The organism is Micromonospora sp. NPDC051543 (assembly GCF_044454415.1).
Taxonomy (GTDB): Bacteria; Actinomycetota; Actinomycetes; order Mycobacteriales; family Micromonosporaceae; genus Micromonospora.
Genome location: NZ_JBITDT010000013.1, coordinates 1 through 26,985 on the forward strand (window position 1 = coordinate 1; position 26,985 = coordinate 26,985).

The following is a 26,985-nucleotide window of genomic DNA, read 5'->3' on the forward strand; positions in this document are numbered from 1 at the left end:
AACTCAACGGCCGCCCCCGCCAGACCCTGGGATGGGACACTCCCGCAGAAGCCCTTGATCGGCTACTGCTTGCACCGACACCCTGAACCCGCCGCGGTCCGGATGACGCGAACCTCTTGATCAACCCCGCTGGGTGGGGAGGTGGACCGTGAAGGTTGAGCCTTTTTCGGGGGTGCTTTCGGCCTGGACCGTGCCCTCGTGGGCTTCCACCAACTTGCGGACTATGGCCAGGCCCAGGCCGCTGCCGCCGGTCTGCCGGCTGCGGGACTTCTCCGCCCGCCAGAAGCGGTCGAACACCCGGGGGAGATGCTCGGCGCTGATGCCGCTGCCCGTGTCCGCGACGGCGATCCTCACCTGCCCGTCGGCCGTCCCGGCGCTGATGGTGACACGCCCGCCGTTCGGAGTGTGGCGTACCGCGTTGCCGACCAGGTTGCCGACGACCTGACGCAGTCGCACCGGGTCGGCGTACACCTGCGGGTCGGCGTCGAGGAGCACCGACAGCGTCACGCCGGCCAGGTCGGCCTGCACGCGGTACGCCTCGGCCACCTGGCCCAGCAGGTCGGCGAGGTAGACCGTCTCGGGGTGCAGCCGCAGCGCGCCCGCCTCCGCCTCGGCGAGATCCTGCAGGTCGGCGATCACGTGTTGCAGCAACGTCGCCTCCTCCAGCAGCGACGACACCAACCGCCGGTCCAGCGGTGCCACGCCGTCCTCGGCGGCCTCCAGCCAGCCCCGGATCGTGGTGACCGGGGTGCGTAGCTCGTGGGCGATGTCGCTGACCATGGCGCGTCGGAGCTGTTCGAGGCGTTCGCGCCGCTCGGACATGTCGTTGAACGCCTCGGCCAGCCGGGCGATCTCGTCCCGGCCGGTGACGCGGACACGGGCCGCGCCGTCGCCGTCGCGCATCCGCTGGGCAGCGCCGGTCAGCGCGTGCAGTGGACGGGTCAGCCGGACACCGGCCAGCACCGTGACGCCGACGGTCACCAGCAGCACGAGACCGGCGACCGCCACGATGCGGGCCTGGTTGGCGCGGGACAGGTCGAAGGTCGTGGTGGGCCGGCCGCCCGGATCGGAGACGAACAGGCTCGCCGCCGGCGCGACGTACGGGAGGAGTTGTTCCCTGCGGCTGGTGCCCAGACAGGCCTTGACCGCCTCGCTGTGGTCCTGGTCGGCCTCGGTGACGTCGGCGCGGCTGCTCCGCGTGGGGGCAGGCTGCGTCTTCCACGTCCAGTCCAGGTCGACCCTCACGGGCGCCAGTTTGCGACGGGCCAGGCAGGTGTTCACCAACGCGTTGAGCTGCGCCAGGCCCTTGCTCTCGGTGGCGGTCGGGTCGGCCAGCTTCCGCCGCGACTCGCCGCAGATGGCGTCGTCGCCCAGCTCGGTGCCGGGGGTCTCGATCCGGGGCCGGCCGGTCGGCCCCTGCGCCACGACGGCCGCGATCCTGGGCCGTACCCGAAGGCACAGCACGGCCTGGTCCGCCCGGTCGAGCAGCGTGCGGCGCTCGTCGGGCGGGAGCAGGTACGGGCCGGCGGCGCGGGGGTCGATCCGCGCGGCGTCGACGACCGCGGGGGAGCCCGGGGTCAGCGTGGTGTCGACGGCGAGCGCGTCGATGGTCGCGGAGGGCTTGGTGGGCAGCGGACCGGCCTGCGGCGCCGAGTCGGCGAGCGGCGTACCCGACTCGGTGGTCAGGGTGATCCGTCGGCCCACCCGCTCGGCGAGCGGTCGCAGGGCGGTGTCGACACCGTCCCAGCTCGGGTGGGTCGCCGCGTAACCGATCAGGGTGTCGTAGATGCGGGCGTCGTCGGCGAGCGCCTGGCCCTGTTCCTGCCGGATCGCCCCGGTCGTGGTGCGGACGGCCAGCCAGGCCGTGGCGGCGATCGAGCCCACGGCGATGAGGACGGCCAGCGCGAGCAACCGGAGCAGCAGGCTGCGGTGCAGCGGCACCTTACGCCGCATGGTGGCTCGCCTCCGCCAGCTTGTAGCCGACGCCGTAGACGGTCAGCAGGCGGACCGGTCGGCGCGGGTTCGGCTCGATCTTCCGGCGCAGGTTCATGACGTGGACGTCGACGGTCCGGCCGGTGATGTACTTGTCGAAGCCGTGCAGGTGGCTGAGGAGTTGGTCCCGGGTGAAGGCCCGTCCCGGCTGGGCGGCCATCGCCTGGAGCAGTTGGAACTCGCCCGGCGTGCAGTCGACGGGTCGTCCGTCGACGCGTACCTCGTGGCGGATCGGGTCGACGTGCAGGTCACCGACCCGCAGCACCGGGTCGGCCGCGTGCGTCGTCCGCTGGCTGCGGCGCAGCAGCGTCCGCACCCGGGCCACCAGCTCGCGGGGGCTGTACGGCTTGGTCATGTAGTCGTCGGCGCCCAGGTCGAGGCCGAGCAGCAGGTCGTCCTCGGTGGCGCGGGCGGTCAGCATGAGCACGGGCAGGTCGGATTCGCGGCGCAGGATGCGGCAGACGTCCAGGCCGTCGACCTTCGGCATCATCACGTCGAGGATCAGCAGGTCCGGCGGGCGTTGGCGAAGGTGCTCCAGGGCGGCCCGCCCGTCGCCGACGACGACGACCGTGTGCCCCTCCCGCTCCAGGTAGCGGCGGACCAACTCGGCCTGCTTCTCGTCGTCCTCGGCTATCAGCACCCGCGCGGTCACGGCAGCGACTGTACGTGTTGCGGGCCGTCCTGAGCCGCCCTCGGCGACGCCCGTGAGCTGGGGCTACCGGATGAGGACCGCTTCCTGACAGGTCTCTGACAACTGTTCGTGAGGCTGCCGCCATGACGAACGCACCACGACGAGCCGGGCTCGCCGCGCTCACCCTGTTCGCCACGGTCCTCGCCGGCTGCGGCGGTGAGAAGTCCGCCGCCGACGGTGCCGCCGATGTCGCCTCCCTCGCCACGGCGTCCGCCACGCCGAGCACCTCCACGTCCGGCGCGACCACGATCGGTCGGCCGCAGTTGCGCCTGGACACGACCGACGAGGAGGAGAACCGGCTCTGGTACGCGTACCACCTCTGCCTGCGGGACAACGGCGTGAAGGAGAACAAGGGCCGCTCGGCCGGCGCTACGGGGAGCGGCCCGGGCATCTCGCTCGACCAGAGTGGCGAGCCGAAGGCGGCGTACGTGGCGTGCGCCAACAAGCTGCCCCTTCAGCCGCCGGAGCTGGACGAGAAGAGGAACCCGAACTACGAGAGCCAGTGGAACGACTACGTGCAGTGCCTACGGGGTCGCGGCATGAAGATCCACTCGCTCCCGGACGGCTCCGGCTGGACGTACGACGACGGGGTCGCCGACCCCTCGGGCGGCTTCGACGGACCGGCGCTCTCGCAGGTGGAGCGCGAGTGCACGATGGAGGCCTTCGGTGGACGGTAGGCCGAAGCGGCGGACCGCGCTCGTCGTGGCCGTGGTGACAGTCGTGGTCGCCGTCGGCGCGGGCGTCACGGCGCTGACCCTGCGGCGGCACGACGACGGTACGGCGAGCGGCCCGCCGCCGGTGACGACGGCCACGGTGAGCCGCACCGACCTGTCGGACAGCCGCTCTCTCGACGGAACGCTCGGCTTCGGCCCGGAGCGGGTGGTCAAGGGTGCCGGCGAGGGCGTCGTCACCCGCCTGCCGAAGGTCGGTGACACGGTGGCCCGGGGCACGCCCCTGTACTGGGTCGACGACCGACCGGTGCCGGTGCTGTTCGGCGGCACCCCGCTCTTTCGTACCCTCGACAAACCCGGCCTGGTGGGCAGCGACGTGCTGATCGTGCGGGACAACCTGAAGGCGCTCGGGTACGCCATCGGCACGCAGCCGACCCGCGCGAAGGACGGCACGAGGATCGGCCCGGGTCGGGCCCTGCTCACCGACACGCTGGTGGCCGCGATCAAGAAGTGGCAGCAGGCACTCGACGTGGAGCCCACCGGCCGGATCGAGGTCGGGCAGGCGGTCGTGCTGCCGGGGCCGGTCCGGGTGAGCGCGGTGAAGGCCCTGCCCGGTGACCCGGTCGGCGGTGAGTTGGTGGCCGTCACCGAGAAGGTCAAGCTGGTGACCGTCGCGGTCGAGGCGACCGAGGTCGGCAGCATCCGGGTGGGCGCCACGGTCGCGATCACCCTGCCCGACACGACCGAGGTCCCCGGCCGGGTCGCCTCGATCTCCCACACCGTGCAGGGCGCAGGCCCGGACGCGGGGACCGGTCAATCCGGCCCACCCAGGGTGGACGTCCTCGTCACGCCGGCCAAGGCATCGGACGTGGGGAAGCTGGACGCGGCGTCGGTCCAGGTCACGTTCACCACGAGCGCCCGCCGGAACGTGCTGGCCGTACCGGTCGGCGCGCTGGTGGCGCTCCGCGAGGGCGGGCACGCCCTCCAACTGCCCGACGGCGGGCTGCTGGCCGTGGAGACCGGGATGTTCTCCCGGGGGCTCGTCGAGGTCAGCGGGGACGGTGTCACCGAGGGGCTCACGGTGGTGACCGCCGCGTGAGCACGGTCATCCCCTTCCCGGTCCGGGACGCGCCGACCGAGGTGATCCCGGCGTACCCGGAACCGGTCCTGCAACTCGACGGGGTGAGCCGGACGTACCCGGGCGGCGTCACCGCCCTGGACGACGTCTCGCTGACCGTACGCGCGGGAGAACTCCTCGCCATCGTCGGACCGTCCGGGTCCGGCAAGTCGACCCTGCTGAACATCATGGGCACGCTCGACCTGCCCACCAGCGGCCGGGTACGCGTCGCCGGGCAGGAGGTGACGGACCTGTCCGACCGGCGGCTCTCCGCGCTGCGGGGTCGGTGGCTCGGCTTCGTGTTCCAGCAGTTCCACCTCGTCGGAGGGCTCGACGCCGCCGAGAACGTCGCCACCGGGCTGCTCTATGCCGGCGTACCCCGTCGTCGCCGTCGCCGCACGGCCATCGACGCGCTGGCCCGGGTCGGCCTGGCGCACCGGGTCGACCACCTGCCGCACCAGCTCTCCGGCGGGGAACGCCAGCGGGTCGCCATCGCGCGGGCGCTGGTCAACGACCCGGCGCTGGTCCTGGCCGACGAGCCGACCGGCGCCCTGGACACCGCCAACGGCGAGGCGGTCCTGGCGCTACTGCTGAGCCTGCACGCCGAGGGCACCACCATCGCCATGATCACCCACGATCGGGACCTCGCCGCCCGTACCCCTCGGCAGGTGGACATCCGCGACGGGCGGATCGTCTCCGACACCCTCGACAGGACGCACCGATGACCACACCCACGGCGGCACCCGGCGGCCGGCCGCCCCGGCTCGCCCCGAGCGACGTACTCCGGCTCGGTCTGCTCGGGCTGACCAGCCGGCGGATGCGGGCGGCGCTGTCCGCCCTGGGCATCTCCATCGGCATCGCCACGATGATCGTCGTGGTCGGCATCCCGGCGTCCAGCCAACGCGACCTCATGGACCAGCTCTCCGCTCTCGGCACCAACCTGCTGCGCGCCGAACCCGTGCCGGACCAGGACCCGCCCGTGCTGCTGCCGGCGGAGTCGGTGGCGATGGTGGACCGGATCGGGCCCGTGGAGACGGTGAGCGCGGTCGCGAACACCCACGTCGCGGTCCGCCGCAACGACCTGGTGGACCGCTACGACACGTCGGGACTCACGACCCTCGCCGCGCGCCCGGATCTGCTGGCCACCGTCAACGGACGGGTCCGCGTCGGCCGGTTCCTGGACGACGGCACGGCCCGGCTGCCGACCGCCGTCCTCGGCTACGTGGCCGCGAGCCGGCTCGGGTTCGCCACCGTCGACCCGGCCCGGCCGCCCCAGGTGCTCGTCGGCGAACGGTGGTTCACCGTGATCGGCGTACTCGATCCGCTGCCCATCGCCCCCGACCTGGACCGGTCGGTGCTGGTCGGCTGGGACGCGGCCCGGAACCTGCTCGGCTTCGACGGGCATCCCACCGTCGTGTACGTGCGGGCCCGCGAGACCGCGCTGGAGGACGTGCGTGCCGTGCTGCCGGCCACCCTCGACCCGCAGTTGCCGGGGCTGATCCAGGTCAGCCGCCCCTCGGACGCGCTCGCCGCCAAGCGGGCCACCGAGAACACGTTCTCCGCGCTGTTTCTCGGGCTGGCCGCCGTGGCGCTGCTGGTCGGCGGGATCGGGGTGGCCAACACCATGGTCATCTCGGTGCTGGAGCGCCGCCGGGAGATCGGTCTACGCCGGGCGCTCGGCGCGAACCGGGGCCAGATCCGGGTGCAGTTCCTCACCGAGTCGGTGCTGCTGTCCGTGCTCGGCGGGGCCGCCGGAGCGGTGCTCGGCGTGCTCGCGACGGTCGGGTACGCCAGCTACCAGGGCTGGCCGCCGACGATCCCGGTGACCTCGGTGGCCGGCGGCATCGCCGGCGCGATGGTGGTCGGGATGGCGGCGGGCGTCTACCCGTCGATCCGCGCCGCCCGCCTCACCCCCACCGAAGCGCTCGCCAGCGCGTGATCAGCTCGACCGCTGGGCGCGCCAACGCGAGAGTGCCAGGGTGGCGGAGTAGCCGGCCAGGACGATCACGTGGAACACGTACAGCCACAGGAGCACGGCGACGCCCGCGCCGATCGGGTCGAAGCCGCCGAACGGCACGCCGAGGTCCAGCGGCAGGGACGCGAACAGCACGAAGCCGTGCAGGAACCCGGAGAGGTTGGCCGCCGTGAACGAACCGATCGCGAGGGTGGAGAGCCAGTCCGGCGACGCCGGCCCGACCACCCGGAACACCCACATCAGCACCGGTGTGAGCACCAGCCAGACCGCCAGGAAGGACAGCACGATGCCCAGCACGCCGACCCAGCCACCCTGACGGACCAGGCGGGTGGTGAGCGGCAACGCCAGCAGGATCGACAGCAGCAGCGCAGGGGCCGGCGCGAGCAGCGGCAGCAACAACAGCCGTCCCCGCCACCCCACCAGGTGCTCGTCGCTACGCGGCGCCGCCACCGACACGAACGCCCGGCGCAGCCCCTCGCCGTAGAGCGACGCCGGCAGCAGTGAGGCCAGCGCCAGCAGCGGGGTCAACTGCACCCCGGCGTCGACCAGTGCGGCCACCGCCCGGGGCGCGCCGATCGCCGTCGGCAGGGCCTCCACGGCGTACGACGTGAGTCGGCGTACCCGATCGGCGCCCGCGATCAGCGAGGTGAGCCAGAGGGCCAGCAGCGCCACCGGGACCACGGCGATCGCCCCGTAGAAGGTGATCGCTGCGGCGTGCAGCGACAGGTCGCGTCCGCGCACCGGACGGAACGCGGCACTGATGATCCGTTTCGCGCGCTGCCAACCGCTGCCCATCGGCTTCTCCTTCCCTGTCGTGCGGGCGGTCACTCCCTAAGATCGCCGTTCATGACCGTTGTCACCACCGAACGCCTGAACCTGCGCGACTGGACCGACGACCCGGCGGATCTGGCCCGGATCTACGACATCTACTCGCGGGCCGACGTCACCCGGTGGTTGAACGTGGTCGGCCTGCCGATGAGCGACCCCTCGCAGGCGGCCGAGCGGCTGCGGTTCTGGCAGGAGCGGCACGCCAGCGACCAGGGACGGTACGGCACCTGGGCGATCGAGGTACGCGACACCGGGCAGGTGGCCGGAACCGTCCTGCTCAAGCCGCTGCCGGGGCGCGACGGGACACGGCGTACCGACGACATCGAGGTGGGCTGGCACCTGCACCCCGATTCGTGGGGTCACGGCTACGCCACCGAGGCGGCGCGTGCGCTCATCGCCCGGGAGTTCGCCACCGGCACCTCCGAGATCTACGCGGTCGTGTCGCCGGGCAACGAGCCGTCGATGGCGGTCTGCCGGCGACTCGGCATGGCGCACGTGGGCCGGCGCACCGACTGGTACGGCGGCGAGGCGCTGGAGACCTTCGTCCTGCGCTGACCCGCGAGCACGCCCATCAATAGTCACGTGGGTCGAAGTGTTGACGCTCCCGTAGCACGTCAGTAACCTTTGGCCAAACTCGTGCAAGATTTCGACAAAGCGATGCTTGGTTTCGTGCATCCCTTCGGAAATCCTCGCTAGTCGTGTCTTGCATGTCGCCGCACCCCTCACCCCCAGCCGCGGTCACCCCCGCCCGCGGCAACCGTCCCCCGACGACAGGACAGTCATGAGACGACGAGCGACACTGTTCAGGATGGTGGCGGCGACAGTCGCGACCACGCTGATCGCGACCGCCCTCGCGAACCCGGCCCTCGCCACTGCGGCCTCCGCCGCCCGCCCCGCCGACCAACCGGCCGCCGCCAGCAGCGCCCTCGCCGCGGCGGCCACCAACCTCGCCCAGGGTCGTCCCACCCAGGAGAGCGGGCACGCCGACGTCTACGACTCGTCGAAGGTCGTCGACGGCAACGCGGGCAGCTACTGGGAGAGCGTCAACAACTCGTTCCCGCAGTGGGTGCAGGTCGATCTCGGCTCGTCACAGTCGGTCAACCAGGTCGTGCTGAAGCTGCCGACCTCGGGCTGGGGCACCCGTACGCAGACGTTGAGCGTGCGGGGCAGCGCCGACGGTTCGTCGTTCACCGATTTGGTGGGGTCGCAGACCTACACCTTCAACCCGGCGAGCGGCAGCACCGCCACGATCAACTTCAGCGCCACCGCCACCCGCTACGTCCGGATCACCATCACCGCCAACAGCGGCTGGCCGGCCGGGCAGCTCTCCGAGCTGGAGGTGTACGGCAGCGGCGGCACCACCCCCGACACCACCGCCCCCAGCGCGCCGGGCAACCTCTCGTACACCCAGTCGGGCACCACCATCAGCCTCGCCTGGGTCGCGTCCACCGACAACTCGGGCGGTAGCGGTGTCGCCGGCTACGACGTCTACCGCAACGGCGCGTTCCTCCAGTCCGTCGGTACCGTGACCACGTTCAACGACACGCAGCCCACCACGGCGACCGTGTCGTACTACGTCCGGGCGCGTGACGCCGCCGGCAACGTCTCCGGCAACAGCAACACGGTGACCCGCACCGGCAGCGGCGACACCACCGCGCCGAGCGTGCCGGGGACGCTGTCGCAGAGCACGTCGGGCAGCACGATCACGCTCACCTGGGGCGCCTCCACCGACACCGGTGGCAGCGGCCTGGCCGGCTACAACGTCTACCGGGGCGGCAGCCTGATCGCGACGCTGGGCACCGTCCTCACGTACCAGGACAGCCAGCCGACCACGGCGACGGTGTCGTACTACGTCCGCGCCCGCGACGGCGCCGGCAACCTGTCCGGCAACAGCAACACCGTCACCCGGACCGGCAGCAACCCCCCGGCCTGCACGAACGTGGCGCAGGGCAAGAGCATGACGGCGAGCGGCTCCACCTTCACCTTCACCCCCGACAAGGCGAACGACGGGCAGCTCGGCACGTACTGGGAGGGCGCGGCCAGCTACCCGCAGAACCTCACCGTGGCGCTCGGCGCGAACCACTCGATCTCCGGCGTCACCGTCAAGCTCAACCCCGACTCGTCCTGGGGCACCCGTACCCAGACGATCCAGATCCTCGGCCGCGACCAGGCGTCGTCGTCGTACACCAGCCTGGTGTCGGCGGCGGCCTACCAGTTCGTCCAGGGCGTCAACACGGTGACCATTCCGGTCAGCGCGACCACGGCGGACGTGCAGTTGCGGTTCACCGGCAACACCGGCGCTCCGTCCGGCCAGGTGGCCGAGCTGGAGGTCTGCGGCACGCCGGCCCCCAACCCGGACCTGGTCGTCAGCTCGCTGTCCTGGTCGCCGACGTCGCCCAGCGAGGTCTCCGCGATCACGCTCTCGGCCGTCGTGCAGAACATCGGCACCGCCGCCGCGGCGGCCACCACGGTGAACTTCAGCCTGGCCGGGGCCCTCGTCGGTAGCGCCACGGTGGGCGCGCTCGCCGCCGGTGCCTCGACGACCGTTTCGTTCAACGCCGGTACGCGACCGATGGGCAGCTACGCCGTGTCGGCGGTGGTCGACCCGACCAACACGGTCGTCGAGCAGAACAACGGCAACAACAGCCTCACCGCGGCGTCGCCGCTTGTGGTGGCGCAGGCGCCGGGGCCCGACCTGCAGGTGCTGAGCATCGCCTCGAACCCGCCGAACCCGGCCGTCGGGGCGTCCGTCACCTTCACCGTGGCGGTCCGCAACCGGGGCACCACCGCGACCGGCGCGACCACCGTCACCCGACTGGTGGTGGGCAGCACCACGCTCAACACGAACACCGCCTCGATTGCCGCCGGCGCGACGACCACCGTGGCCGTCAGCGGTAGCTGGACCGCCACCAGCGGCGGCGCGACCATCACCGCCACCGCCGACGCCACGAACGTGGTCGCCGAGACCAACGAGAGCAACAACACCTTCAGCCAGTCCATCGTGGTCGGACGCGGCGCGGCGGTGCCGTACGTCTCGTACGAGGCGGAGGCCGGCCGTTACTCGGGCACGCTGCTGGAGGCCGACCCGCTGCGCACGTTCGGGCACACCAACTTCGCCAGCGAGTCCTCGGGCCGCAAGTCGGTACGCCTCACCGGCACCGGCCAGTTCGTCGAGTTCACCTCGGCGAACCAGGCCAACGCCATCGTGGTGCGCAACTCCATCCCGGACGCGCCCGGTGGCGGCGGCATCGAGGCGACCATCAGCCTCTACGTCAACGACGTCTTCTCCCGCAAGCTGACCCTGTCGTCGAAGCACAGCTGGCTCTACGGCAACACCGACGGGCCGGAGGCGCTGACCAACACCCCGCAGGCCGACGCCCGCCGACTCTTCGACGAGTCGAACGCGCTGCTGTCGCAGTCGTACCCGGCGGGCACCCGCTTCAAGTTGCAGCGCGACTCGGGCGACACCGCCTCGTTCTACGTCATCGACATGATCGACCTGGAGCAGGTGGCCCCGCCGCTGAGCCAACCGTCCGGCTGCACCTCGATCACGCAGTACGGCGCGGTCCCGAACGACGGGCTCGACGACACCGCCGCCATCCAGCGGGCGGTGACCGACGACCAGAACGGCGCCATCAGCTGCGTCTGGATCCCCGCCGGTCAGTGGCGGCAGGAGCAGAAGATCCTGACCGACGACCCGCTGAACCGGGGCATGTACAACCAGGTCGGCATCAGCAACGTCACCATCCGGGGCGCCGGCATGTGGCACTCGCAGCTCTACACGCTGACCGAGCCGCAGAACGTGGTGGGCGGCATCAACCACCCGCACGAGGGCAACTTCGGCTTCGACATCGACAAGAACACCCAGATCTCCGACATCGCCATCTTCGGCTCCGGCCGGATCCGGGGCGGTGACGGCAACGCCGAGGGCGGCGTCGGTCTGAACGGCCGGTTCGGCACCGGCACCAAGATCAGCAACGTCTGGATCGAGCACGCGAACGTGGGCGTCTGGGTGGGCCGCGACTACGACAACATCCCCGACCTGTGGGGGCCGGCCGACGGGCTGGAGTTCAGCGGCATGCGGATCCGCGACACGTACGCCGACGGCATCAACTTCAGCAACGGCACGCGCAACTCGCGGGTGTTCAACTCGTCGTTCCGGACCACCGGCGACGACGCGCTCGCCGTCTGGGCCAACCCGTACGTCAAGGACCGCAGCGTCGACATCGCGCACGACAACCACTTCGTCAACAACACCGTCCAGCTGCCCTGGCGGGCCAACGGCATCGCCATCTACGGCGGCTACGACAACTCGATCGAGAACAACCTGATCTACGACACCGCCAACTACCCGGGCATCATGCTGGCGACCGACCACGACCCGCTGCCGTTCTCCGGCACGACGCTGATCGCCAACAACGGGCTCTACCGCACCGGCGGCGCGTTCTGGAACGAGGACCAGGAGTTCGGCGCCATCACGCTCTTCCCCTCGACCCGGGACATCACCGGCGTCACCATCCGGGACACCGACATCATCGACTCGACGTTCGACGGCATCCAGTTCAAGAACGGCGGCGGCAACATGCCGAACGTCGCCATCACCAACGTACGGATCGACAAGTCGAACAACGGTGCCGGCATCCTCGCGATGAGCGGCGCGCGCGGTAACGCCAACCTGACGAACGTGACCATCACCAACTCGGCCGACGGCAACATCGTCATCCAGCCGGGCTCGCAGTTCGTCATCAACGGCGGCTGACCCGCCGCTTAATCAACACGGTTTCAATGAAATCGGGGTGTCCGCGAGCCGCGGACACCCCGATTTTCATGAATCCGAGTCGATCGCCATTGCGCAGCGTCCGTCGTGGGCGTCGGGCCGCCGGCACCGGCCCGCGCCGTCGAGCCGGGCGTCACAGAACACTCGGGTACGCAGAAACTGTGCGTCCTCCTCGCTGAGCGTGGTCTCGCCGAAGTCGACGACGGTGAGGTGACCGAGCGAGTCGCGCAGCGCCACGGCCAGGGCGGTGACCTCGTCGAGGCTGGTCAGCGTGGTCGGCAGATGGATGATCCAGCGGGGCGCGGTTGCGACGTTCATGGCAGGACCACCGTTCCGCCGTCCACCAGCGTCTGGATCTGGCCGTCGGTCAGCCCGCGCTCGTGCAGGACGCGGCGGCCCCAGCGGTGCAGCCGGCACGGGTGCCGAGCGTCATCCCTGCGGCAGTGCTCGCCGTCCGGTCGCTGCACGGGGGCGTGCACGCTGATCGCCCGCAGTGCGAACACGACGTCCTCTTTGGTCACGTAGGGCGGCAATGGCAGATCGTCGGTCGCTTCCATGGCCGTCCTTCGGTGGGATTTTCGCGGTCGCCGTCATCAATGAGGGTCATTCCACTGATGGCCCAGCACAATCTTTCGGAGCAGAATCCGGACCAAGGGACGAGGCGTCTTACGCGACGACAGTCAGGGAGATGACGTGGACGACTCCGGCAGCACAGTTCCACGCAGGCAGCTCGGCAGATATCTGAGAGAGCTTCGCGAAAACGCGTACGTGACGGTCACCGCGGCGGCCAAGGAATTGGAATGGTCGGCACCCCGGATCTGGCGGTACGAGACCGGCCAGGTCTCCATGCACCCGAACGACGTGGCGGCCATGTGTCGCGTCTACGGCGCGTCCCCGGAGACGATCGAGACGATGCGGTCGCTGGCTCGGGAGACCAAGGCGCACGGTTGGTGGCACAGCTACGGCGAAGCGATCAAGGACTGGTTCAAGCTCTACGTCGGCCTGGAAGCCGCCGCCACCCGTATTCGCAAGTACGAGGCGGACCTTATCCCCGGGTTGTTGCAGACGGTCGAGTACATGACCGAGGTGATCGCCACCGATCATCCGCAGATGAGCGAGGCGGATCGCCGGGCGAAGGTGGACGTGCGGCTGCGCCGGCAACGCCTGCTGGCCCGTGCGATACCGCGTGCTCCGCGCCTCGACGTGATCCTGGACGAGGCGGTGCTGCGCCGGCCGCTGCGGGATCGCGCGGCGATGGCCCGGCAACTGGACTCCCTGGTGGTGTCGTCGCGGCAGCACAACATCGGCATCCGGGTGTTGCCGCTCGCCGCCGGCCTGGTCCGCTGGGCGCAGGCCGGCACCTTCACCATGCTCGACTTCCCGTCCGACGTGCGCGAGCCGGAGCCGACCACGATCTACATGGACGGGCCGTGCGGCGCGGTCTACCTTGACAAGACCCACGAGATCGAGATCTATGAGGACGCCTGGCGCTCCCTTGGCGAGCGGGCGCTGAGCGCCGACGAGTCCCGTGAGCTGATCGCGGCCACAGCGAAGGAGATGACCCATGGAGCGTGACGGAGTCTGGCGCACGTCCACCCGATCCGGCGGCGAGGGCGACTGCGTCGAGGTGGCCGGTTTCGCCGACACGGTCGGCGTCCGCGACAGCAAGGACCGGCAGGGGCCGACGCTGACCTTCACACCCTCGGCTTGGGCCGCGTTCGTCCAGTTCACGGCGGTGCACCAGCCCGTGCAATGATCACGGCCGGCTCGCTCGCGGGAGGCTGAGAATCACGATGGGTGTCGTCGCGACCGGTCTCTGCCTCGCCGTACCCGCTGTGTTCGTGCTCTGGCTGTGGGGCGGACCTCTATTCACCGGCAGGTGGAGGACCCCGGGCTGGTTTGTCGCGACGGCCGGGCTTTCGATCGCTGCCGCCGCCGTCACCTGGTTCGTCGGGGCGTTCGCGGGTTCCTCCATGAGCTCGGAGGAGTCTTGCCGACAGGCCGGCGTCAGCTACGACAGTGCCTACCGCGCCGTGCACTGGCGTGAGTCGTCGCGATGGTTCCCCCTGCGCGATCGATGCAATGCCACCTACGACCTGGTGCCCGTCTGGGTCAACCCGGCCCTGGTGCTGCTGTCCCTGCTGGCCGTCTCCTGCATCGGCGCAGCGGTCTGGCTGGCCGTCGTACGGCACCGGACCACGACGAGCCGGCGGCGCCGCCCTTGATCGACACGGTTTCGGCGATGTGGGGGTGTCGGGGAGCGGGGATACCGCCAGGCCGGCGATGTGGTGTTGATCTTCGCGCTTCTCGGCTGCGGTAGGGCAGCATGCTGGGGATCTCCGGGAAGGGGCCCGTCGTGACCGATCACCACACCTACCTGAACGTTCACTCCCGCTGTGCAGCGACCTTCGATCTTTCAGTCAGATTGCCTGACCAGGTCTTTCGTGAGATCGAGGGGGAGTCGCTGTTCGGTGAGTTCGACGCGGTCCTCGCCCCGGATTTCTGGCCGGCGCTCTCTGCGATGGCCCGCTGGCATGGCGACGAGCGCGTCGAGCTGTTGGTCCTGGAGCCGGATTGCGATACGTACTACCTGTCGGAGTACGGGTCGTACCCGGCGCTGTCGTTGTCCGTCGAGGCCAGCGAGGACGACTACTGGGCGCTGATCGGCCACGAGGCCGCCAGCGACATCTTCGGTTCGATCGCGATCTCGGCGAACGTCATCGCGGTGACCGGACCGTCCCGCAGATGGGGGTGCTGGGGCGAGCGGGATCCCGAAGTAGCGGTCTTCCGGGGGTTCCCGACCTCGGCCGTACGCCGCGAATGGCAGGAGCGGTTCGGCCCCATGCTGGACGCGGGCGGCGCGTTGCAGGAGTACCTCCCGCTGGCCTTCCGCGGTAGGACCGTTCCGGACGTGTGGGCCGCGACCCTGGCCACCAACTACGGCGACGGCGTGGTGCCTGCCCGGCCCGTGGATCAGAACCAGTGCGGCTGAGCGTGCGGCAATCGCGCGTCGGACGGGGTGTGCGATGACGCACATCGTGGGCGGCGGTGGCTAGGCTGACCTGAGCATGATGGTCCGCTGAGGGGGTGAGCCCGGATGGCCCAGGCAGCGTTCGCGCCGGAGCCGGCGCCGCAGCACACCGAGCCGTCGTTCGACGTGCTGCGGTGGCATGACGAGCCGTGGACCGCGCAGCTCGCCCTCGACCTGTTGCCGGAGACCAACGGCCCCAAGGTTGAGGTCCTGAGCGGAAGCGTGATCGTGACACCACATGCCGGGTACGACCATCAGGACGCGGAACTGGACCTCGCGTTCCACCTCAAGCAGGCAGCCCGCCGGGCCAAGCTGTGGCTCTACCTTGAGACGAACATCGTCTCGGGCCAGGACCTGTTCATCCCGGACATCGTCATCCTCGACGCCCCGGGTGGCGGTCGAACGACCATGGCCATCGACCACGCCGTGCTCCTCGGGGAGATCGTCTCTGCCGGAAACCGGCGAAAGGACATCATCGACCGGCCGCGTGAGTACGCCGCCGTCGGCGTGCCGTTCTTCCTCCGGGTCGACCTGCGCAATCGGGTCCCCACCATCGCGCTGTACGAGTTGACCGAGGGCGAGTACCGGCCGGTGGCCGCCGCTGCGGCCGGGACGCGTTTCGTCATGCGGGAGCCGTTCGAGTTCTCGATCGACCCGGCCGACCTGCTCGGCGAGGAGGCGACACCCGACGAGCCGGCCGGGGAGGGGTGAGGCCCGCACGCGCTTGATCGACTCGGGTTCGGTGATGTGGGGGTGTCCGGGAGCTGCGGATACCCCGAGGTCGGCGAAGTCGTGTGGATCAAGGTTGGCGGCGGCGGGCGGGGTGGGCTGAGGCTCCCAGCGGGCACACAGCGGCGGTGGGGGAGAATGGTCCGGTGACTTCCCCCCGCGATCTTGTTCTGCTCGGGTCCACCGGTTCGATCGGCACACAGGCCATCGACATCGTCCGGCGTAACCCGGACCGGTTCCGGGTGGTGGCGATCGGGGCGGGTGGCGGCAACGTCGAGTTGCTCGCCGCGCAGGCCCTGGAGCTGGGCGTCGAGGCGGTCGGGGTGGCCAAGGCGTCCGCCGCGCAGGACCTGCAACTCGCGTTCTACGCCGAGGCGAGCCGGCGCGGCTGGGCCACCGGCGACTTCAAGCTTCCCAAGATCGTGGCCGGGCCGGACGCCATGACCGAGCTGGCGCAGTGGCCCTGCGACGTCGTGCTCAACGGGGTGGTCGGCTCGCTGGGCCTCGCTCCTACGCTGGCCGCGCTGCGCGGTGGTCGTACTCTGGCGTTGGCCAACAAGGAGTCGCTCGTGGCCGGCGGCCGGCTGGTCAAGGCCGCGGTGACGCGGCCGGGGCAGATCGTGCCGGTGGACTCGGAGCACTCGGCGCTCGCGCAGTGTCTGCGGTCCGGGTCGCGCGGCGAGGTGCGGCGGCTGATCGTCACGGCCAGCGGCGGCCCGTTCCGGGGGCGGCGGCGCGACGAGTTGACGCAGGTCACACCCGAGCAGGCGCTCGCGCACCCGACGTGGAACATGGGCCCCGTCGTCACGATCAACTCGGCGACCATGGTCAACAAGGCGCTTGAGGTGATCGAGGCGCACGAGCTGTTCGACGTGCCCTACGGCGACATCACCGTCATGGTGCACCCGCAGTCGGTGATCCACTCGATGGTCGAGTTCGTGGACGGGTCGACGATCGCCCAGGCCAGCCCACCGGACATGCGACTGCCGATCGCGCTCGGCATCGGCTGGCCGGACCGGGTGCCCGAGGCTGCCGCCGCCGTCGACTGGACGGCAGCGCACACCTGGGAGTTCGCGCCGCTGGACGACGAGGCGTTCCCGGCCGTGGCGCTCGCCAAGGCCGCCGGGAAGGCCGGGCGCTGCCGCCCGGCGATCTACAACGCGGCGAACGAGGAGTGCGTGGCGGCGTTCGTTGCCGGGCGGCTGCCGTTCCTCGGCATCGTCGACACCCTCGGACGCGTGTTGGAGGAGGCTCCGGACTTCGGCGAACCAGGTACCGTCGAGGACGTGCTCGCGGCCGAGTCGTGGGCGCGCGCGCACGCGCAGGAGATCATCGCGGGTTCGGTGGAAGGAGCTTGATGTCTAACCTGCTCGGGGTGGTCCTCTTCGCCCTGGCCATTCTCATCTCGGTCAGCCTGCACGAGGCGGGTCACATGCTGACCGCCAAGGCGTTCGGGATGAAGGTCACGAAGTACTTCGTCGGTTTCGGCCCCACGATCTGGTCGTTCCAGCGGGGCGAGACCGAGTATGGCATCAAGGGCATCCCCCTCGGTGGCTTCTGCAAGATCGTTGGGATGACGCCGCACGACGACGACGTCGACCCGGCCGACGAGCCGCGTGCGATGTGGCGGTTCCCGGTGTGGAAGCGCACGATCGTCATGTCCGCGGGCTCGATCACCCACTTCGCGCTGGCGCTCGTCACCATCTGGCTGGCGGCCGTCACCCTCGGCCTGCCCAATCCCAAGTTCCCCACGAACGACGCGCAGGTCCGGCAGGAGCCGGCGGTGATCGCGCTCTCCGACTGCGTGCTGCCGAAGATCGACCAGCGCGCCTGCGCCCCCGGTGACCCGGCCAGCCCGGCGGCCCAGGCCCAGCTTCGCGACGGCGACCGGATCACCTCACTCAACGGCAAGCCGGTCAACAACTACGGTGAGATGCTCACCGGCCTGCGCGCGTTGAAGCCCGGCGAGACCGTGAAGATCGGGTACGTCCGCGACGGGCAGGCCGCCGAGACCAGCACCGTGCTGGCCCAGACGGAGCGTCCGCCGCTCGACAACCCGAAGGGCACCGTCGGCCCGGTCGCCGCGCTCGGCGTCGGGCTCACCATCACCACCCCGAACCTCGTCACGTACGGTCCGGTCGCCGCGTTCGGCGCCACCGGCGACTTCACCCGCGGGCTGGCCGTCGGCACCGTCGAGGCGTTGCAGCGGCTGCCGCAGAAGGTCCCCGCCCTGTGGACCGCCATCACCGGCGGCGAACGTGACGTGGACACCCCGATCAGCGTGGTCGGGGCCAGCCGCCTCGGCGGCGAGGCGGTCGCCCACGGGGCCTGGCTGATGTTCATCCTGCTCTTCATCTCGCTGAACTTCTTCATCGGCGTGTTCAACCTGCTCCCGCTGCTCCCCCTGGACGGCGGCCACATCGCCATCGCCTGGTTCGAGCGGGCCCGCTCCTGGCTCTACGCGCGGATCGGTAGGGCCGACCCGGGTCGGGTGGACTATCTCAAGCTGATGCCCTTCACGTACGCGGTGATCCTGATCGGTGGCGTGTTCACGCTGCTGACCATCACCGCGGACGTCGTCAACCCGATCACGCTCTTCCCAAGGTGAGTGCTGAAGTGACCGCTATCAGTCTCGGCATGCCCGCTGTGCCGCCCCCGCCGCTCGCACCCCGCCGGGCCAGCCGCCAGATCATGGTCGGCTCGGTGCCGGTCGGTGGCGGCGCGCCGGTGTCCGTGCAGTCGATGACCACGACCCTCACCTCCGACGTCAACGCGACCCTGCAGCAGATCGCCGAGCTGACCGCGTCCGGCTGTCAGATCGTCCGGGTGGCGGTGCCGTCCCAGGACGACGTCGAGGCGCTGCCCGCGATCGCCAAGAAGTCGCAGATCCCGGTGATCGCGGACATCCACTTCCAGCCCAAGTACGTCTTCGCCGCCATCGACGCCGGCTGCGCGGCCGTCCGGGTCAACCCGGGCAACATCCGGCAGTTCGACGACAAGGTCAAGGAGATCGCCGCAGCGGCCTCCGCCGCCGGTACGCCGATCCGGATCGGCGTCAACGCGGGCTCACTGGACAAGCGACTGCTCGCCAAGTACGGCAAGGCCACCGCCGAGGCGCTCGTCGAGTCGGCGCTGTGGGAGTGCTCGCTGTTCGAGGAGCACGGCTTCCGCGACATCAAGATCTCGGTGAAGCACAACGACCCGGTCGTGATGATCCGGGCGTACCGGCAGCTCGCCGAGCAGTGCGACTACCCGCTGCACCTCGGCGTCACCGAGGCCGGGCCGGCCTTCCAGGGCACCATCAAGTCGGCGGTCGCCTTCGGCGCGCTGCTCGCCGAGGGGATCGGCGACACCATCCGGGTGTCGCTCTCCGCCCCGCCGGTCGAGGAGATCAAGGTCGGCAACCAGATCCTGGAGTCCCTCGGCCTGCGCGAGCGCGGCCTGGAGATCGTCTCCTGCCCGTCCTGCGGCCGTGCCCAGGTGGACGTCTACAAGCTCGCCGAGGAGGTCACCGCCGGCCTCGAAGGGCTGCCGGTGCCGCTGCGGGTCGCGGTCATGGGCTGCGTCGTCAACGGTCCGGGCGAGGCCCGCGAGGCCGACCTCGGTGTCGCCTCCGGCAACGGCAAGGGCCAGATCTTCGTCAAGGGGCAGGTCGTCAAGACCGTGCCCGAGGGGCAGATCGTGGAGACGCTGATCGAAGAGGCGCTGCGTATCGCCGACGAGATGGGCGCGGAGCTGCCCGAGGAGCTGCGCGGGCTGGTCACCGGCCCGACGGTCACCGTGCACTGAGCCAGTTCGACGAAAGCGGGCCGTTCCCCCTCGGGGAGCGGCCCGCAGTCGTTCCGGCGCGCTGTTTCCCCTCGGGAGCGGCCCGCATTCGTCCCGGCGCAGCTCAGTCGGATTCGGCGAGGATCGCGTACAGCCTGCGTCGGGTCTCGTCGAGGACCTGGGCCGCCCGCTCACGCTGGTCGTCGGTGCCGTTCATCATCACCTGCCGCAGGGCGTTCATCGCCTGAGCGCCGGAGTCGCGGATGTCGTGCCAACTGCTCACGGTGTCCTGAGCGACGTCCGCCCAGGGCGGCGTCTGCGCGGCGGCGGTGGCCTCGGCCTGACCGTCCTCGGTGACGGTGAACCGCTTCCGTCCGCCGCTGGACTCCTCGGTGCTGGCGGCGATCACACCCTCGTCCTCCAGGAGTTGGAGCGTGGGGTAGATCGAACCCGGGCTGGGCCGCCAGGCCCCGCCGGTGCGGGAGTCAATCTCCTGGATCATCTCGTAGCCGTGCATCGGCCGCTCGGTGAGCAGGGCCAACACCGCGCCACGGACGTTGGGGCGTCGCCCCCTGCCTCGGCCGTGCCCGCGACCGCGGCCGCGCCCGCCGTGCTCGTGGCCGTGCTCGTGGGGGCCGGGCGGGACCGGCGGGAAGCCGAAGCCCCGCATCCGAGCCTCGTGCATCGGGTGGTGCTGTCGATGGAACCGCATGGGGTTCTCCTTCTCTACGTACTGTCGCTGATGCATCAACGATATATCGGCAATGCATCACCGACAAGTCGGGGGGAGTATGTCGGGGCTGCAAGAGCTGTGGCACTCCGCCGCCGGCTGGGGAATCTCCTTCGGGCTGGCGCCGGCCGACGCGCACGGGCAGTACCAGGGGACGTACGGCATGGGTTACGAGCTGGGCAAGATGCTCGCGCCCGTCGTCGTGACCAGCCTCGCCCTGGGTTGGGGCGTACCGGGATGGCTCGTGCTGGCCGGGCTTTTCCTCCTCCTCGGCGCCCTGGTGTCCCCGGTCGTCCAGTGGGCGGGCCGCACCCGACCGGCCAGCCGGGTCAGCGAGCCGGCGACCATCTGAGGTCGGGCTCGCCACTCGGCCGGCGGGGCGGGGGTCGATCTGGCAGGCTGGTAGTCGTGCTGACGGTGCCGGTACGGCAACTGGGGGAATCGGAGCGCCGCGCGGTCGAGCGCCTGCTCGACCGTGACCCGTTCGCGGGCGCGCAGGTCGCCGAGCGCATCGCCGCGCGCGGACTGTCCTGGTGGCGGGCTGAAGGGCGGATCCTGGGGTACGGCGCCCGGCGCAACCTCGAATCACTCTGCTGGCTCGGCGGCAACCTGACGCCGGTGCTCGCCAGCGACGCCGCCGTGTCGGCCTTCGCCGACCTGCTCGCCGGGGAAGACCGGCTCTGCTCCTCGATCGTCGGCCGTGCGGACGCCGTCCTCGCCCTCTGGGACCGGCTCTCCCACACGTGGGGCCCGGCCCGCGACGTCCGTCCCAACCAGCCGCTGCTGGCCACCGACACAACGCCGGCCGTTCCGGCCGATCCAGAGGTACGCCGCGTTCGCTCCGGCGAGGTCGACCGACTCTTTCCGGCGGCGGTCGCCATGTACACCGAAGAGGTGGGCGTCTCCCCGCTCGCCGAGGACGCCGGACGCAGCTACCGACGCCGGGTCAACGACCTGGTCCGCGCCGGCCGCGCGTACGCCCGGTTCGTCGACGGCAAGGTCGTGTTCAAGGCCGAGTTGGCCGTCGTGACCAAGCGGACCGCCCAGGTCCAGGGCGTCTGGGTCGCCCCGGAATGGCGGGGCCGTGGCATCGCCGCCGCCGCGATGGCCGCCGTGGTGTGCGACGCGCTGGCCCGGGTCGCTCCCACGGTCAGCCTGTACGTCAACGACTTCAACCTCCCGGCCCGCCGAGTCTACGAACGCTGCGGCTTCCAACCGGTCGGCACGCTCGCCACGGTCCTCTTCTGAAGCATCTTGCTGGGAGTACGGCGATGGCCGGCACCCGTTGTCGGGTGCCGGCCATCGGTGGTTTCTTAGCTGTTCCAGTTGTGGGCGACGAGGTCGGTGGCCTGCTGCTCCCACTGGGCGTAGGCGTCGGGGTAGGCGGAGACCTGGACGGTCTGGGCGGCGTCGGTCAGGGGCATGTCCTGCCAGCCGTCGACCTGCTTGAGGCCCTTGAGGAACGCGGTGGTGGAGTATTCGGGGTTGGTGATCTGCTCGGGGGTGCCCCAACCGGAGGTGGGGCGCTGCTGGAACAGGCCGAGGGAGTCGTGGTCGTTGGCGTCGCCGAGGTGGCCGAGGTTCTCCAGCTTGGACTCCTGCAGGCTGGTGGCGATGGAGATGACCGCGGCCCGCTCGGGCAGACCCGCCTTCTTCGTGGCGGCGATGATGGCCTTGACGTTGGCGGTCTGCTCACCGTTGAGGGTGATGTGGGACTGGTCGCCCTGCGGCTTGGGTGCGGTGGTCTGCACCGCGACGGCGGCGGGTTTGGCGTCCACGGCCGGGGTGGCGGCGTGGGCGGCGATGGGGCCGGCGAAGATGCCACCGGCGAACGCGAGACCAGCGACGGACAGCATGCTCTTGCGGAAGATCGTGTTCATGGGGGTTGCTCCTTCGGGGGTAGGAAACACCCACACCACCCGTTCGGGGGGATCAGGTGACGCGGGGTGTCAGCACCTCGTCCGGGCGCTCAAAAAGTTTGGGGGGCCTGCGAGCCGGGGGGCTCGTGGCGGCCGGTCCGTGTGTAACGACCTGCCGGCCGGGGCCATTCCCGGGGGCTGGCGATCCGGGGGGGATCGGGGGTTGCCGCGCCGGGACCGTGTGTAACGACCTGCGGTCCGGGGTCATTCCCCCGGGGGGTGGGCGGCCTGCGGGCGGGTTCCTCGCAGCGGCCGGTCCGTGTGTAACGACCTGCCGGCCGGGGCCATTCCCCGCAGGCGGCGGCCCTGTGATCAGGGGGTGCTCGTCGCGGCGGGTCCGGGTGTAACGACGGGCGGTCCGGGGCCATTCCCCGGGCCGGGGGGCGGTGGTGACCCGCCTTTGCTCTGCTTCAACCGAGGAAACACCTGCCGTCCGATAATCGGACACTGGGTGTCTCCTGGGTTGAAGCAGAGCAAAGGACGCGCGGTGATGAGGCCCGACCTGACGGGCGGCGGGCGGTGACGTGCGCTCCTGCGATCGCCGGGGGGCCACGACGGCCGGACGCGCCAACGACCCGCCCGCCGAGGCACACCCGGTCACCCCGTGAAGACGCCCACAGCCGGACATACCGCCGGCCGGGGCGATCGGCGGGGCGCAACCGAGCGGTGATCGGCTCGACGTCGCCGAAGTCGGGGTGTCCGGGGCCGGATGACACCGCGATATCGGTGATCTCGTGTCGATCATGCTGGTCCGGGGTGGGGCCGATTGGGCATGGTGCCGATCTGGTGCCGCCGGGGTGCGCCGGGCTGCGCGGGGTGACGCATTGGAGTTGGTCGGTGGTGATCCACACGAGATCGCCGAAGTCGGGGTATCCGGGGCCGGTTGATGCCCCCGGGTCGGCGATGTCGAGTCGATCATTGCGGTCCGGGGCCGGTCGATACCCCCAGATCGGTGATCTCGTGTCGATCATGTCGATCCGGGGTTGCGCAGGTCTCGCGCGCCCGTTGTCGGCGCACCGTGCATCGGGGGATGTCCTGCTCAGGGGCGGCTAAATCGGTTGAAGGGACCGGGGAGCTGCCGGCACGCTGGGTGTTCCGCCACCCACGTCCGGAGGAACTTTCCATGCGCCTGCTCCGTGATCTGTGGGACACCTCGCCACGCCGTCTGACGCTCGTGGCCATCCTCATCGTGCTGGGCGCCGCCGGTCAGGCGGGCGCGTCCGCGCTCGCCGGCTCGGTGCTCGTACACCGGTCGGCCGTTTCCTTCACCGTCCTCGCTGCCGCGTTGGCCGCCGTGGTGCTCAGCGACCTGGTGGTGAGCCTGGTGATGGCCGGGCTGACCGCCGACTGGTCCGCCGACGTCCGTCGGCGGCTCTGCCGGGTCGCGCTCGGGCAGGATCTGCCGAGCCTCGAGACCACCCCGGTGGGCGAGCTGCTGGACCGCATCGACGGGGATGTCTACCAGGTGGCGTCGGCAGTTCGTAACCAGGGTTCGCGGCTCGCCCAGGGGCTCTGCGTCGGTCTGCTGTCGATGGTCGTCGCGCTCGCCGTGTGGTGGCCGGCCGGCATCGCGATGCTGCTGCTGACCGTGGTGCTCGGGGCGGGGCTGCGCCGGCCCACGGCACGGATCGGTCCGGCCCGGATGATCGAGGAAGAGGCATGGTCGGACCTGGCGGCCGTGATGGAGGAGGCGGTGCACGGCCAGGACGACGTGCGGACCAGCCTGGCCCAGCCGTACGTGCTGCGGCTCTATGCCCGGCGGGCCGCCGCCGTGCTGTCCCGTGGCCATCGGGTCTGGGTGCTCTCCGCCAAGGTGGCGACCGTCGCCACCGCCACGATCCGGGTCGGCGTCGGCGCGGTGGTGCTCGGCGGGGCCTGGGCCCTGGCCACCGGCCGGGTCGACGCCGCCCGACTCACCGCCATCTGGCTGCTCGCCCTGGCCTTCGGGGCCACCGCGGAACACGTCGGCCGGATGGTGCCCGAACTACAGGAGGCCCTCGGCGCGTGGGCCCGCGTCCAGTTGCTCCAGAAGGTTCGGCAGGAACCGGTTGGCGGGGCCACCCCGGTCGAGGGCGACCTGCGCATCCGGGACCTGACGTTCGGGTACGAGGTGAGCGGCCCGGAGAGTGGTCGGGGTCCGGCCCTGCGCGGGCTCAGCCTCACCTTCGCGCGGGGGCGCTCGTACGCCCTGATCGGGCGTACCGGGTCGGGCAAGTCGACCCTGGCGAAGGTGCTCACCCGGGCCGTGGACGTGCCGCCGGGCACCGTCTTCCTCGGCGGCACCGACCTGTGCGACCTCGACGTGGAGGAGTTGCGCCGCTGGGTGGCGCTGGTGCCGCAGCGCACCGAGATCGTGGCCGGCACGCTGGCCGAGAACGTCGCGCTCTACGACCCGGAACTGCTGGACGCCGCCGCCCGGGCGCTCGACGAACTGGGCCTGGCCGGCTGGATCGCCGAGCTGCCCGACGGGTTGGCGACCCGGCTGGGGGAGGGCGGGCACGTGCTCTCCGCCGGCCAGGAGCAGTTGGTGGCGTTCGCCCGGATCCTGGTGCGTGACCCGCACGTGGTGATCCTCGACGAGGCCACCGCCCGGTTGGACCCGGTGACCGAGGCGCGGGTGCAGCGGGCCACCGAGCGACTGCTGCGCGACCGGATCGGCATCGTGATCGCGCACCGGCTCTCCTCGGTGCGCCGCTGCGACGAGGTGGTGGTGCTCGCCGACGGCGCGGTGGTCGAGGCCGGTCCGTTGGAGACGTCGACGCGGTTCGCCGAGTTGCTGGCGAGCAGTCACGCCGCCGTCTACGCCGGCGGGGCGTCGGCGTCCCGCACCGGCGGCGGCACCGACCTCCTGACCGGCCCGAGCATCGCCGCCGCCGACCTCCTGGCCAGCCCGAACACGGCGGGCACCGACCTGCTGCCCGGCCCGAACGCGGCCGGCCCGAACACGGCCGGTCGGGACACCGCTGGTTCGGTCGATGCGGCGGCGGCGGCGGGGGCCGGGTCGGTGCCGGCGTCGCGTACCGAGCCGCCGCCGTTGCCGCCGACGCCGCCGGCGCGGACCTTCCGGGAGATCATCCGGCTCTGCACCAACGATCCCCGGTACGGAGCCGCCGCGATCGCGCTGTTCCTCGGGCTCAGCCTGCTCGGACTGGACGGTCCGCTGCTGCCGTGGCTGTGGGCCGACCTGGTCGACGGATCCGGCAGTCCGTACCTGCCGGCGTTGGGCATCGTGGCCGGGCTGCTGGTCACCCTGCCGCTGCCGTTCTACACGCATGTGTGGTTCCCGCACTGGTGGGTGCGGCAGATGCTGCGGATCGGTCTGCGGCTGGTGCACGGCCAGACCGGCCCTCGCCGGGTCAGCTCGCACAGCCCGGCGGAGGTGGTGGCCCAGGGTGGCGACACCGAGCGGGTGGTGCAGCTCGCCGACAACGTGCTGGACCAGACCGTGGCGGTGGTGCTGGTGGTGGCCATGACGGCGGTCACCGGCAGCGTCGTACCGGGGCTGTTCTTCCTCGGCACGATGGTGGTCTCCGGCCTGGCCGCGACGTTGTTCGGGCCGAAGCTGGAGCGCGCGGCGCGGGCGACCGTCGCGGCGCGGGCCGCCTTCGCCACCGCGCTGGTCTCCGCGCTCTCCGCGGCGCGGACGGTCAAGCTCGCCGGTGCGACGTCGGCGGTGCTGCGTCACCTGTCCGACCTGGACGTGCTGCGCAGTGACCGGCAGCGCCGGGAGATCGCCGTGCAGGTGTGGTCCCGCTCGACGCCGGCGGTGGTCAGCGGGCTGCTGCCGATCGGCGCGTGGGCCCTCTACCTGGGCGGCGAACTGTCGGCCGGCACGGTGCTGGTGGCCGTCTCCACGCTGGGTGCGGCCCGGTGGTTCGCCTGGACCACCGCGTCGTTGATCTCCCAACTGCCGTCGGCGCGGGTGTGGACCCGGCGGACGGTGGCGATGACGGGCGTGGGGGCGTACTCGGTGGGGGTTCCGGCGGTCGACCTGGCCGGCGGCACCGCGCCCGCGCCGACGCCGCCGCCCCGCCGCCCACTGCGCCGGTTGGAGCTGCGCGGCTTCTCGGTGGTGCACTCCGACGGCACGGTCGCCGTGCGCGACGTGGACCTGACGGTCCAGCGCGGGCAGTTGGTGCTGGTCGTCGGGCCGGTCGGAGCGGGCAAGTCCTCGCTGCTGCGAGCGCTGGCCGGCATCGTGCACCACACCGGCGAGCTGCGGTGGAACGGTGACACGGTCACCGAGCCCGAACTGTTCCTGCGCCCGAACCAGGTGGGGTACGTCGGCCAGCTACCCCGGGTGCTCTCCGGCACGGTGGTCGAGAACATCGCGCTCGGCCACCAGGTGGACGCGGCGGACGCGGTCAGCACGGCCCAGCTCGACCACGACCTGGCCGCCGCCGGGGGTGGGCTGGGCCTGCTCATCGGGCACAAGGGCACCCGGCTCTCCGGCGGGCAGCTTCAGCGCCTGGCCCTGGCCCGGGCGCTGGCGCCGCGTACCGAACTGCTGGTCGCGGACGACGTGTCGTCGGCGCTGGACGTCACGACGGAGCTGGCGCTGTGGCAGGCGCTGCGGGCGCACGGCGTGACCGTGGTGGGGTCCACCGCCAAGCGTGCCGCGTTGGTCCGGGCCGACCACGTGGTGGTGTTGGGGGAGGGCACGGTGGTGGCCCAGGGGACCTGGCGGGAGCTGGAGGGCGACTGGTCGCACCTCGCCGGCTGAGAGCGCGTACGGGCGGCTGTCCGGATCGACAGCC

24 protein-coding genes are annotated in these 26,985 nt (G+C 71.1%); 17 read left to right on the top strand and 7 right to left on the bottom strand.

Annotation, left to right across the window (positions count from 1 at the left end; all coding sequences use genetic code 11):
- Window positions 1-120 precede the first annotated feature (120 nt).
- Together ACIA3K_RS23320 and ACIA3K_RS23325 are read right to left on the bottom strand one after the other, a co-directional pair.
- A complete protein-coding gene (locus tag ACIA3K_RS23320) occupies window positions 121-1,953 on the bottom strand; it encodes an ATP-binding protein (protein ID WP_396803690.1) in 1,833 nt (610 codons plus the stop codon).
- A complete protein-coding gene (locus ACIA3K_RS23325) occupies window positions 1,943-2,644 on the bottom strand; it encodes a response regulator transcription factor (RefSeq protein WP_396803692.1) in 702 nt (233 codons plus the stop codon). Before ACIA3K_RS23325 ends, ACIA3K_RS23320 begins: the two co-directional genes overlap by 11 nt.
- Window positions 2,645-2,766: 122 nt before the next feature.
- On the opposite strand from ACIA3K_RS23325, the gene ACIA3K_RS23330 reads away from it, so the two are divergent.
- The 4 genes from ACIA3K_RS23330 to ACIA3K_RS23345 are packed head-to-tail and all read left to right on the top strand — an operon-like array spanning window position 2,767 to window position 6,410.
- Window positions 2,767-3,360 (top strand): hypothetical protein, encoded by a 594-nt coding sequence (locus ACIA3K_RS23330; RefSeq protein WP_396803694.1) that lies wholly within the window; start codon window positions 2,767-2,769, stop codon window positions 3,358-3,360.
- Window positions 3,350-4,453, top strand: a complete 1,104-nt coding sequence (locus tag ACIA3K_RS23335; protein WP_396803698.1) for an efflux RND transporter periplasmic adaptor subunit — start codon at window positions 3,350-3,352, stop codon at window positions 4,451-4,453. The genes ACIA3K_RS23330 and ACIA3K_RS23335 overlap by 11 nt, the downstream gene beginning before the upstream one ends.
- A 44-nt stretch (window positions 4,454-4,497) precedes the next feature.
- On the top strand, window positions 4,498-5,196 hold the full coding sequence (locus ACIA3K_RS23340; protein WP_396803928.1) for an ABC transporter ATP-binding protein: 699 nt from the start codon (window positions 4,498-4,500) through the stop codon (window positions 5,194-5,196).
- Window positions 5,193-6,410 (top strand): ABC transporter permease, encoded by a 1,218-nt coding sequence (locus ACIA3K_RS23345; RefSeq protein WP_396803700.1) that lies wholly within the window; start codon window positions 5,193-5,195, stop codon window positions 6,408-6,410. Before ACIA3K_RS23340 ends, ACIA3K_RS23345 begins: the two co-directional genes overlap by 4 nt.
- Here ACIA3K_RS23345 and ACIA3K_RS23350 read toward each other — a convergent pair whose 3' ends face one another.
- A complete protein-coding gene (locus tag ACIA3K_RS23350) occupies window positions 6,411-7,241 on the bottom strand; it encodes a YhjD/YihY/BrkB family envelope integrity protein (protein WP_396803702.1) in 831 nt (276 codons plus the stop codon).
- 51 nt (window positions 7,242-7,292) lie between these two features.
- On the opposite strand from ACIA3K_RS23350, the gene ACIA3K_RS23355 reads away from it, so the two are divergent.
- Window positions 7,293-7,829, top strand: coding sequence for a GNAT family N-acetyltransferase (locus ACIA3K_RS23355; protein ID WP_396803704.1), 537 nt, complete (start codon window positions 7,293-7,295; stop codon window positions 7,827-7,829).
- A 253-nt stretch (window positions 7,830-8,082) separates the two neighbouring features.
- Complete coding sequence (locus ACIA3K_RS23360) at window positions 8,083-12,033, top strand: CARDB domain-containing protein (protein ID WP_396803706.1); 3,951 nt, start codon at window positions 8,083-8,085, stop codon at window positions 12,031-12,033.
- A gap of 66 nt (window positions 12,034-12,099) precedes the next feature.
- Here the strand turns inward: ACIA3K_RS23360 and ACIA3K_RS23365 are convergent, their stop codons facing one another.
- Together ACIA3K_RS23365 and ACIA3K_RS23370 are read right to left on the bottom strand one after the other, a co-directional pair.
- Window positions 12,100-12,369: a hypothetical protein gene (locus ACIA3K_RS23365; RefSeq protein ID WP_396803708.1), complete on the bottom strand. Its 270-nt coding sequence runs from the start codon at window positions 12,367-12,369 to the stop codon at window positions 12,100-12,102.
- Window positions 12,366-12,608, bottom strand: coding sequence for a hypothetical protein (locus tag ACIA3K_RS23370; RefSeq protein WP_396803710.1), 243 nt, complete (start codon window positions 12,606-12,608; stop codon window positions 12,366-12,368). Before ACIA3K_RS23370 ends, ACIA3K_RS23365 begins: the two co-directional genes overlap by 4 nt.
- Window positions 12,609-12,744: 136 nt before the next feature.
- On the opposite strand from ACIA3K_RS23370, the gene ACIA3K_RS23375 reads away from it, so the two are divergent.
- From ACIA3K_RS23375 to ispG, 8 genes are all read left to right on the top strand, one after another.
- Window positions 12,745-13,626 carry a helix-turn-helix domain-containing protein gene (locus ACIA3K_RS23375; RefSeq protein ID WP_396803712.1) on the top strand — a complete coding sequence of 294 codons (882 nt, stop codon included), beginning with the start codon at window positions 12,745-12,747 and terminating at the stop codon, window positions 13,624-13,626.
- A complete protein-coding gene (locus ACIA3K_RS23380) occupies window positions 13,616-13,807 on the top strand; it encodes a DUF397 domain-containing protein (protein ID WP_396803714.1) in 192 nt (63 codons plus the stop codon). Before ACIA3K_RS23375 ends, ACIA3K_RS23380 begins: the two co-directional genes overlap by 11 nt.
- Window positions 13,808-14,024: 217 nt before the next feature.
- Complete coding sequence (locus ACIA3K_RS23385; RefSeq protein WP_396803716.1) at window positions 14,025-14,276, top strand: hypothetical protein; 252 nt, start codon at window positions 14,025-14,027, stop codon at window positions 14,274-14,276.
- 101 nt (window positions 14,277-14,377) lie between these two features.
- Window positions 14,378-15,043, top strand: a complete 666-nt coding sequence (locus ACIA3K_RS23390; RefSeq protein WP_396803718.1) for a hypothetical protein — start codon at window positions 14,378-14,380, stop codon at window positions 15,041-15,043.
- A gap of 105 nt (window positions 15,044-15,148) precedes the next feature.
- The gene (locus tag ACIA3K_RS23395; RefSeq protein ID WP_396803719.1) at window positions 15,149-15,793 is read left to right on the top strand and encodes a Uma2 family endonuclease; all 645 of its coding nucleotides are present in this window, start codon (window positions 15,149-15,151) and stop codon (window positions 15,791-15,793) included.
- A 164-nt stretch (window positions 15,794-15,957) separates the two neighbouring features.
- Window positions 15,958-17,169 (top strand): 1-deoxy-D-xylulose-5-phosphate reductoisomerase, encoded by a 1,212-nt coding sequence (dxr, locus tag ACIA3K_RS23400; protein ID WP_396803721.1) that lies wholly within the window; start codon window positions 15,958-15,960, stop codon window positions 17,167-17,169.
- Window positions 17,169-18,419, top strand: coding sequence for a M50 family metallopeptidase (locus tag ACIA3K_RS23405; RefSeq protein ID WP_396803723.1), 1,251 nt, complete (start codon window positions 17,169-17,171; stop codon window positions 18,417-18,419). Before dxr ends, ACIA3K_RS23405 begins: the two co-directional genes overlap by 1 nt.
- Window positions 18,420-18,427: 8 nt before the next feature.
- Window positions 18,428-19,600, top strand: coding sequence for a flavodoxin-dependent (E)-4-hydroxy-3-methylbut-2-enyl-diphosphate synthase (ispG, locus tag ACIA3K_RS23410; RefSeq protein WP_396803725.1), 1,173 nt, complete (start codon window positions 18,428-18,430; stop codon window positions 19,598-19,600).
- A gap of 103 nt (window positions 19,601-19,703) precedes the next feature.
- Here ispG and ACIA3K_RS23415 read toward each other — a convergent pair whose 3' ends face one another.
- Entirely contained in the window at window positions 19,704-20,291 is a 588-nt protein-coding gene (locus ACIA3K_RS23415; RefSeq protein ID WP_396803727.1) for a PadR family transcriptional regulator, read from the bottom strand.
- Between the two features lie 79 nt (window positions 20,292-20,370).
- On the opposite strand from ACIA3K_RS23415, the gene ACIA3K_RS23420 reads away from it, so the two are divergent.
- Together ACIA3K_RS23420 and ACIA3K_RS23425 are read left to right on the top strand one after the other, a co-directional pair.
- Window positions 20,371-20,661, top strand: a complete 291-nt coding sequence (locus tag ACIA3K_RS23420) for a hypothetical protein (protein WP_396803729.1) — start codon at window positions 20,371-20,373, stop codon at window positions 20,659-20,661.
- A gap of 56 nt (window positions 20,662-20,717) precedes the next feature.
- A complete protein-coding gene (locus tag ACIA3K_RS23425; RefSeq protein WP_396803731.1) occupies window positions 20,718-21,557 on the top strand; it encodes a GNAT family N-acetyltransferase in 840 nt (279 codons plus the stop codon).
- A gap of 65 nt (window positions 21,558-21,622) precedes the next feature.
- Here the strand turns inward: ACIA3K_RS23425 and ACIA3K_RS23430 are convergent, their stop codons facing one another.
- Entirely contained in the window at window positions 21,623-22,189 is a 567-nt protein-coding gene (locus ACIA3K_RS23430; protein ID WP_396803733.1) for a hypothetical protein, read from the bottom strand.
- Between the two features lie 1,162 nt (window positions 22,190-23,351).
- Here ACIA3K_RS23430 and ACIA3K_RS23435 point away from each other — a divergent pair.
- Window positions 23,352-26,951: an ATP-binding cassette domain-containing protein gene (locus ACIA3K_RS23435; RefSeq protein WP_396803735.1), complete on the top strand. Its 3,600-nt coding sequence runs from the start codon at window positions 23,352-23,354 to the stop codon at window positions 26,949-26,951.
- Window positions 26,952-26,985: the final 34 nt, after the last annotated feature.

Coding starts and splice junctions, on each gene's coding strand:
- ACIA3K_RS23320 (WP_396803690.1), bottom strand. CDS start 1,953: ATGCGGCGTAAGGTGCCGCTGCACCGCAGCCTGCTGCTCCGGTTGCTC.
- ACIA3K_RS23330 (WP_396803694.1), top strand. CDS start 2,767: ATGACGAACGCACCACGACGAGCCGGGCTCGCCGCGCTCACCCTGTTC.
- ACIA3K_RS23345 (WP_396803700.1), top strand. CDS start 5,193: ATGACCACACCCACGGCGGCACCCGGCGGCCGGCCGCCCCGGCTCGCC.
- ACIA3K_RS23350 (WP_396803702.1), bottom strand. CDS start 7,241: ATGGGCAGCGGTTGGCAGCGCGCGAAACGGATCATCAGTGCCGCGTTC.
- ACIA3K_RS23355 (WP_396803704.1), top strand. CDS start 7,293: ATGACCGTTGTCACCACCGAACGCCTGAACCTGCGCGACTGGACCGAC.
- ACIA3K_RS23360 (WP_396803706.1), top strand. CDS start 8,083: ATGGTGGCGGCGACAGTCGCGACCACGCTGATCGCGACCGCCCTCGCG.
- ACIA3K_RS23365 (WP_396803708.1), bottom strand. CDS start 12,369: ATGAACGTCGCAACCGCGCCCCGCTGGATCATCCATCTGCCGACCACG.
- ACIA3K_RS23370 (WP_396803710.1), bottom strand. CDS start 12,608: ATGGAAGCGACCGACGATCTGCCATTGCCGCCCTACGTGACCAAAGAG.
- ACIA3K_RS23380 (WP_396803714.1), top strand. CDS start 13,616: ATGGAGCGTGACGGAGTCTGGCGCACGTCCACCCGATCCGGCGGCGAG.
- ACIA3K_RS23385 (WP_396803716.1), top strand. CDS start 14,025: ATGAGCTCGGAGGAGTCTTGCCGACAGGCCGGCGTCAGCTACGACAGT.
- ACIA3K_RS23390 (WP_396803718.1), top strand. CDS start 14,378: ATGCTGGGGATCTCCGGGAAGGGGCCCGTCGTGACCGATCACCACACC.
- ACIA3K_RS23395 (WP_396803719.1), top strand. CDS start 15,149: ATGGCCCAGGCAGCGTTCGCGCCGGAGCCGGCGCCGCAGCACACCGAG.
- ACIA3K_RS23405 (WP_396803723.1), top strand. CDS start 17,169: ATGTCTAACCTGCTCGGGGTGGTCCTCTTCGCCCTGGCCATTCTCATC.
- ACIA3K_RS23415 (WP_396803727.1), bottom strand. CDS start 20,291: ATGCGGTTCCATCGACAGCACCACCCGATGCACGAGGCTCGGATGCGG.
- ACIA3K_RS23420 (WP_396803729.1), top strand. CDS start 20,371: ATGTCGGGGCTGCAAGAGCTGTGGCACTCCGCCGCCGGCTGGGGAATC.
- ACIA3K_RS23430 (WP_396803733.1), bottom strand. CDS start 22,189: ATGAACACGATCTTCCGCAAGAGCATGCTGTCCGTCGCTGGTCTCGCG.
- ACIA3K_RS23435 (WP_396803735.1), top strand. CDS start 23,352: ATGCGCCTGCTCCGTGATCTGTGGGACACCTCGCCACGCCGTCTGACG.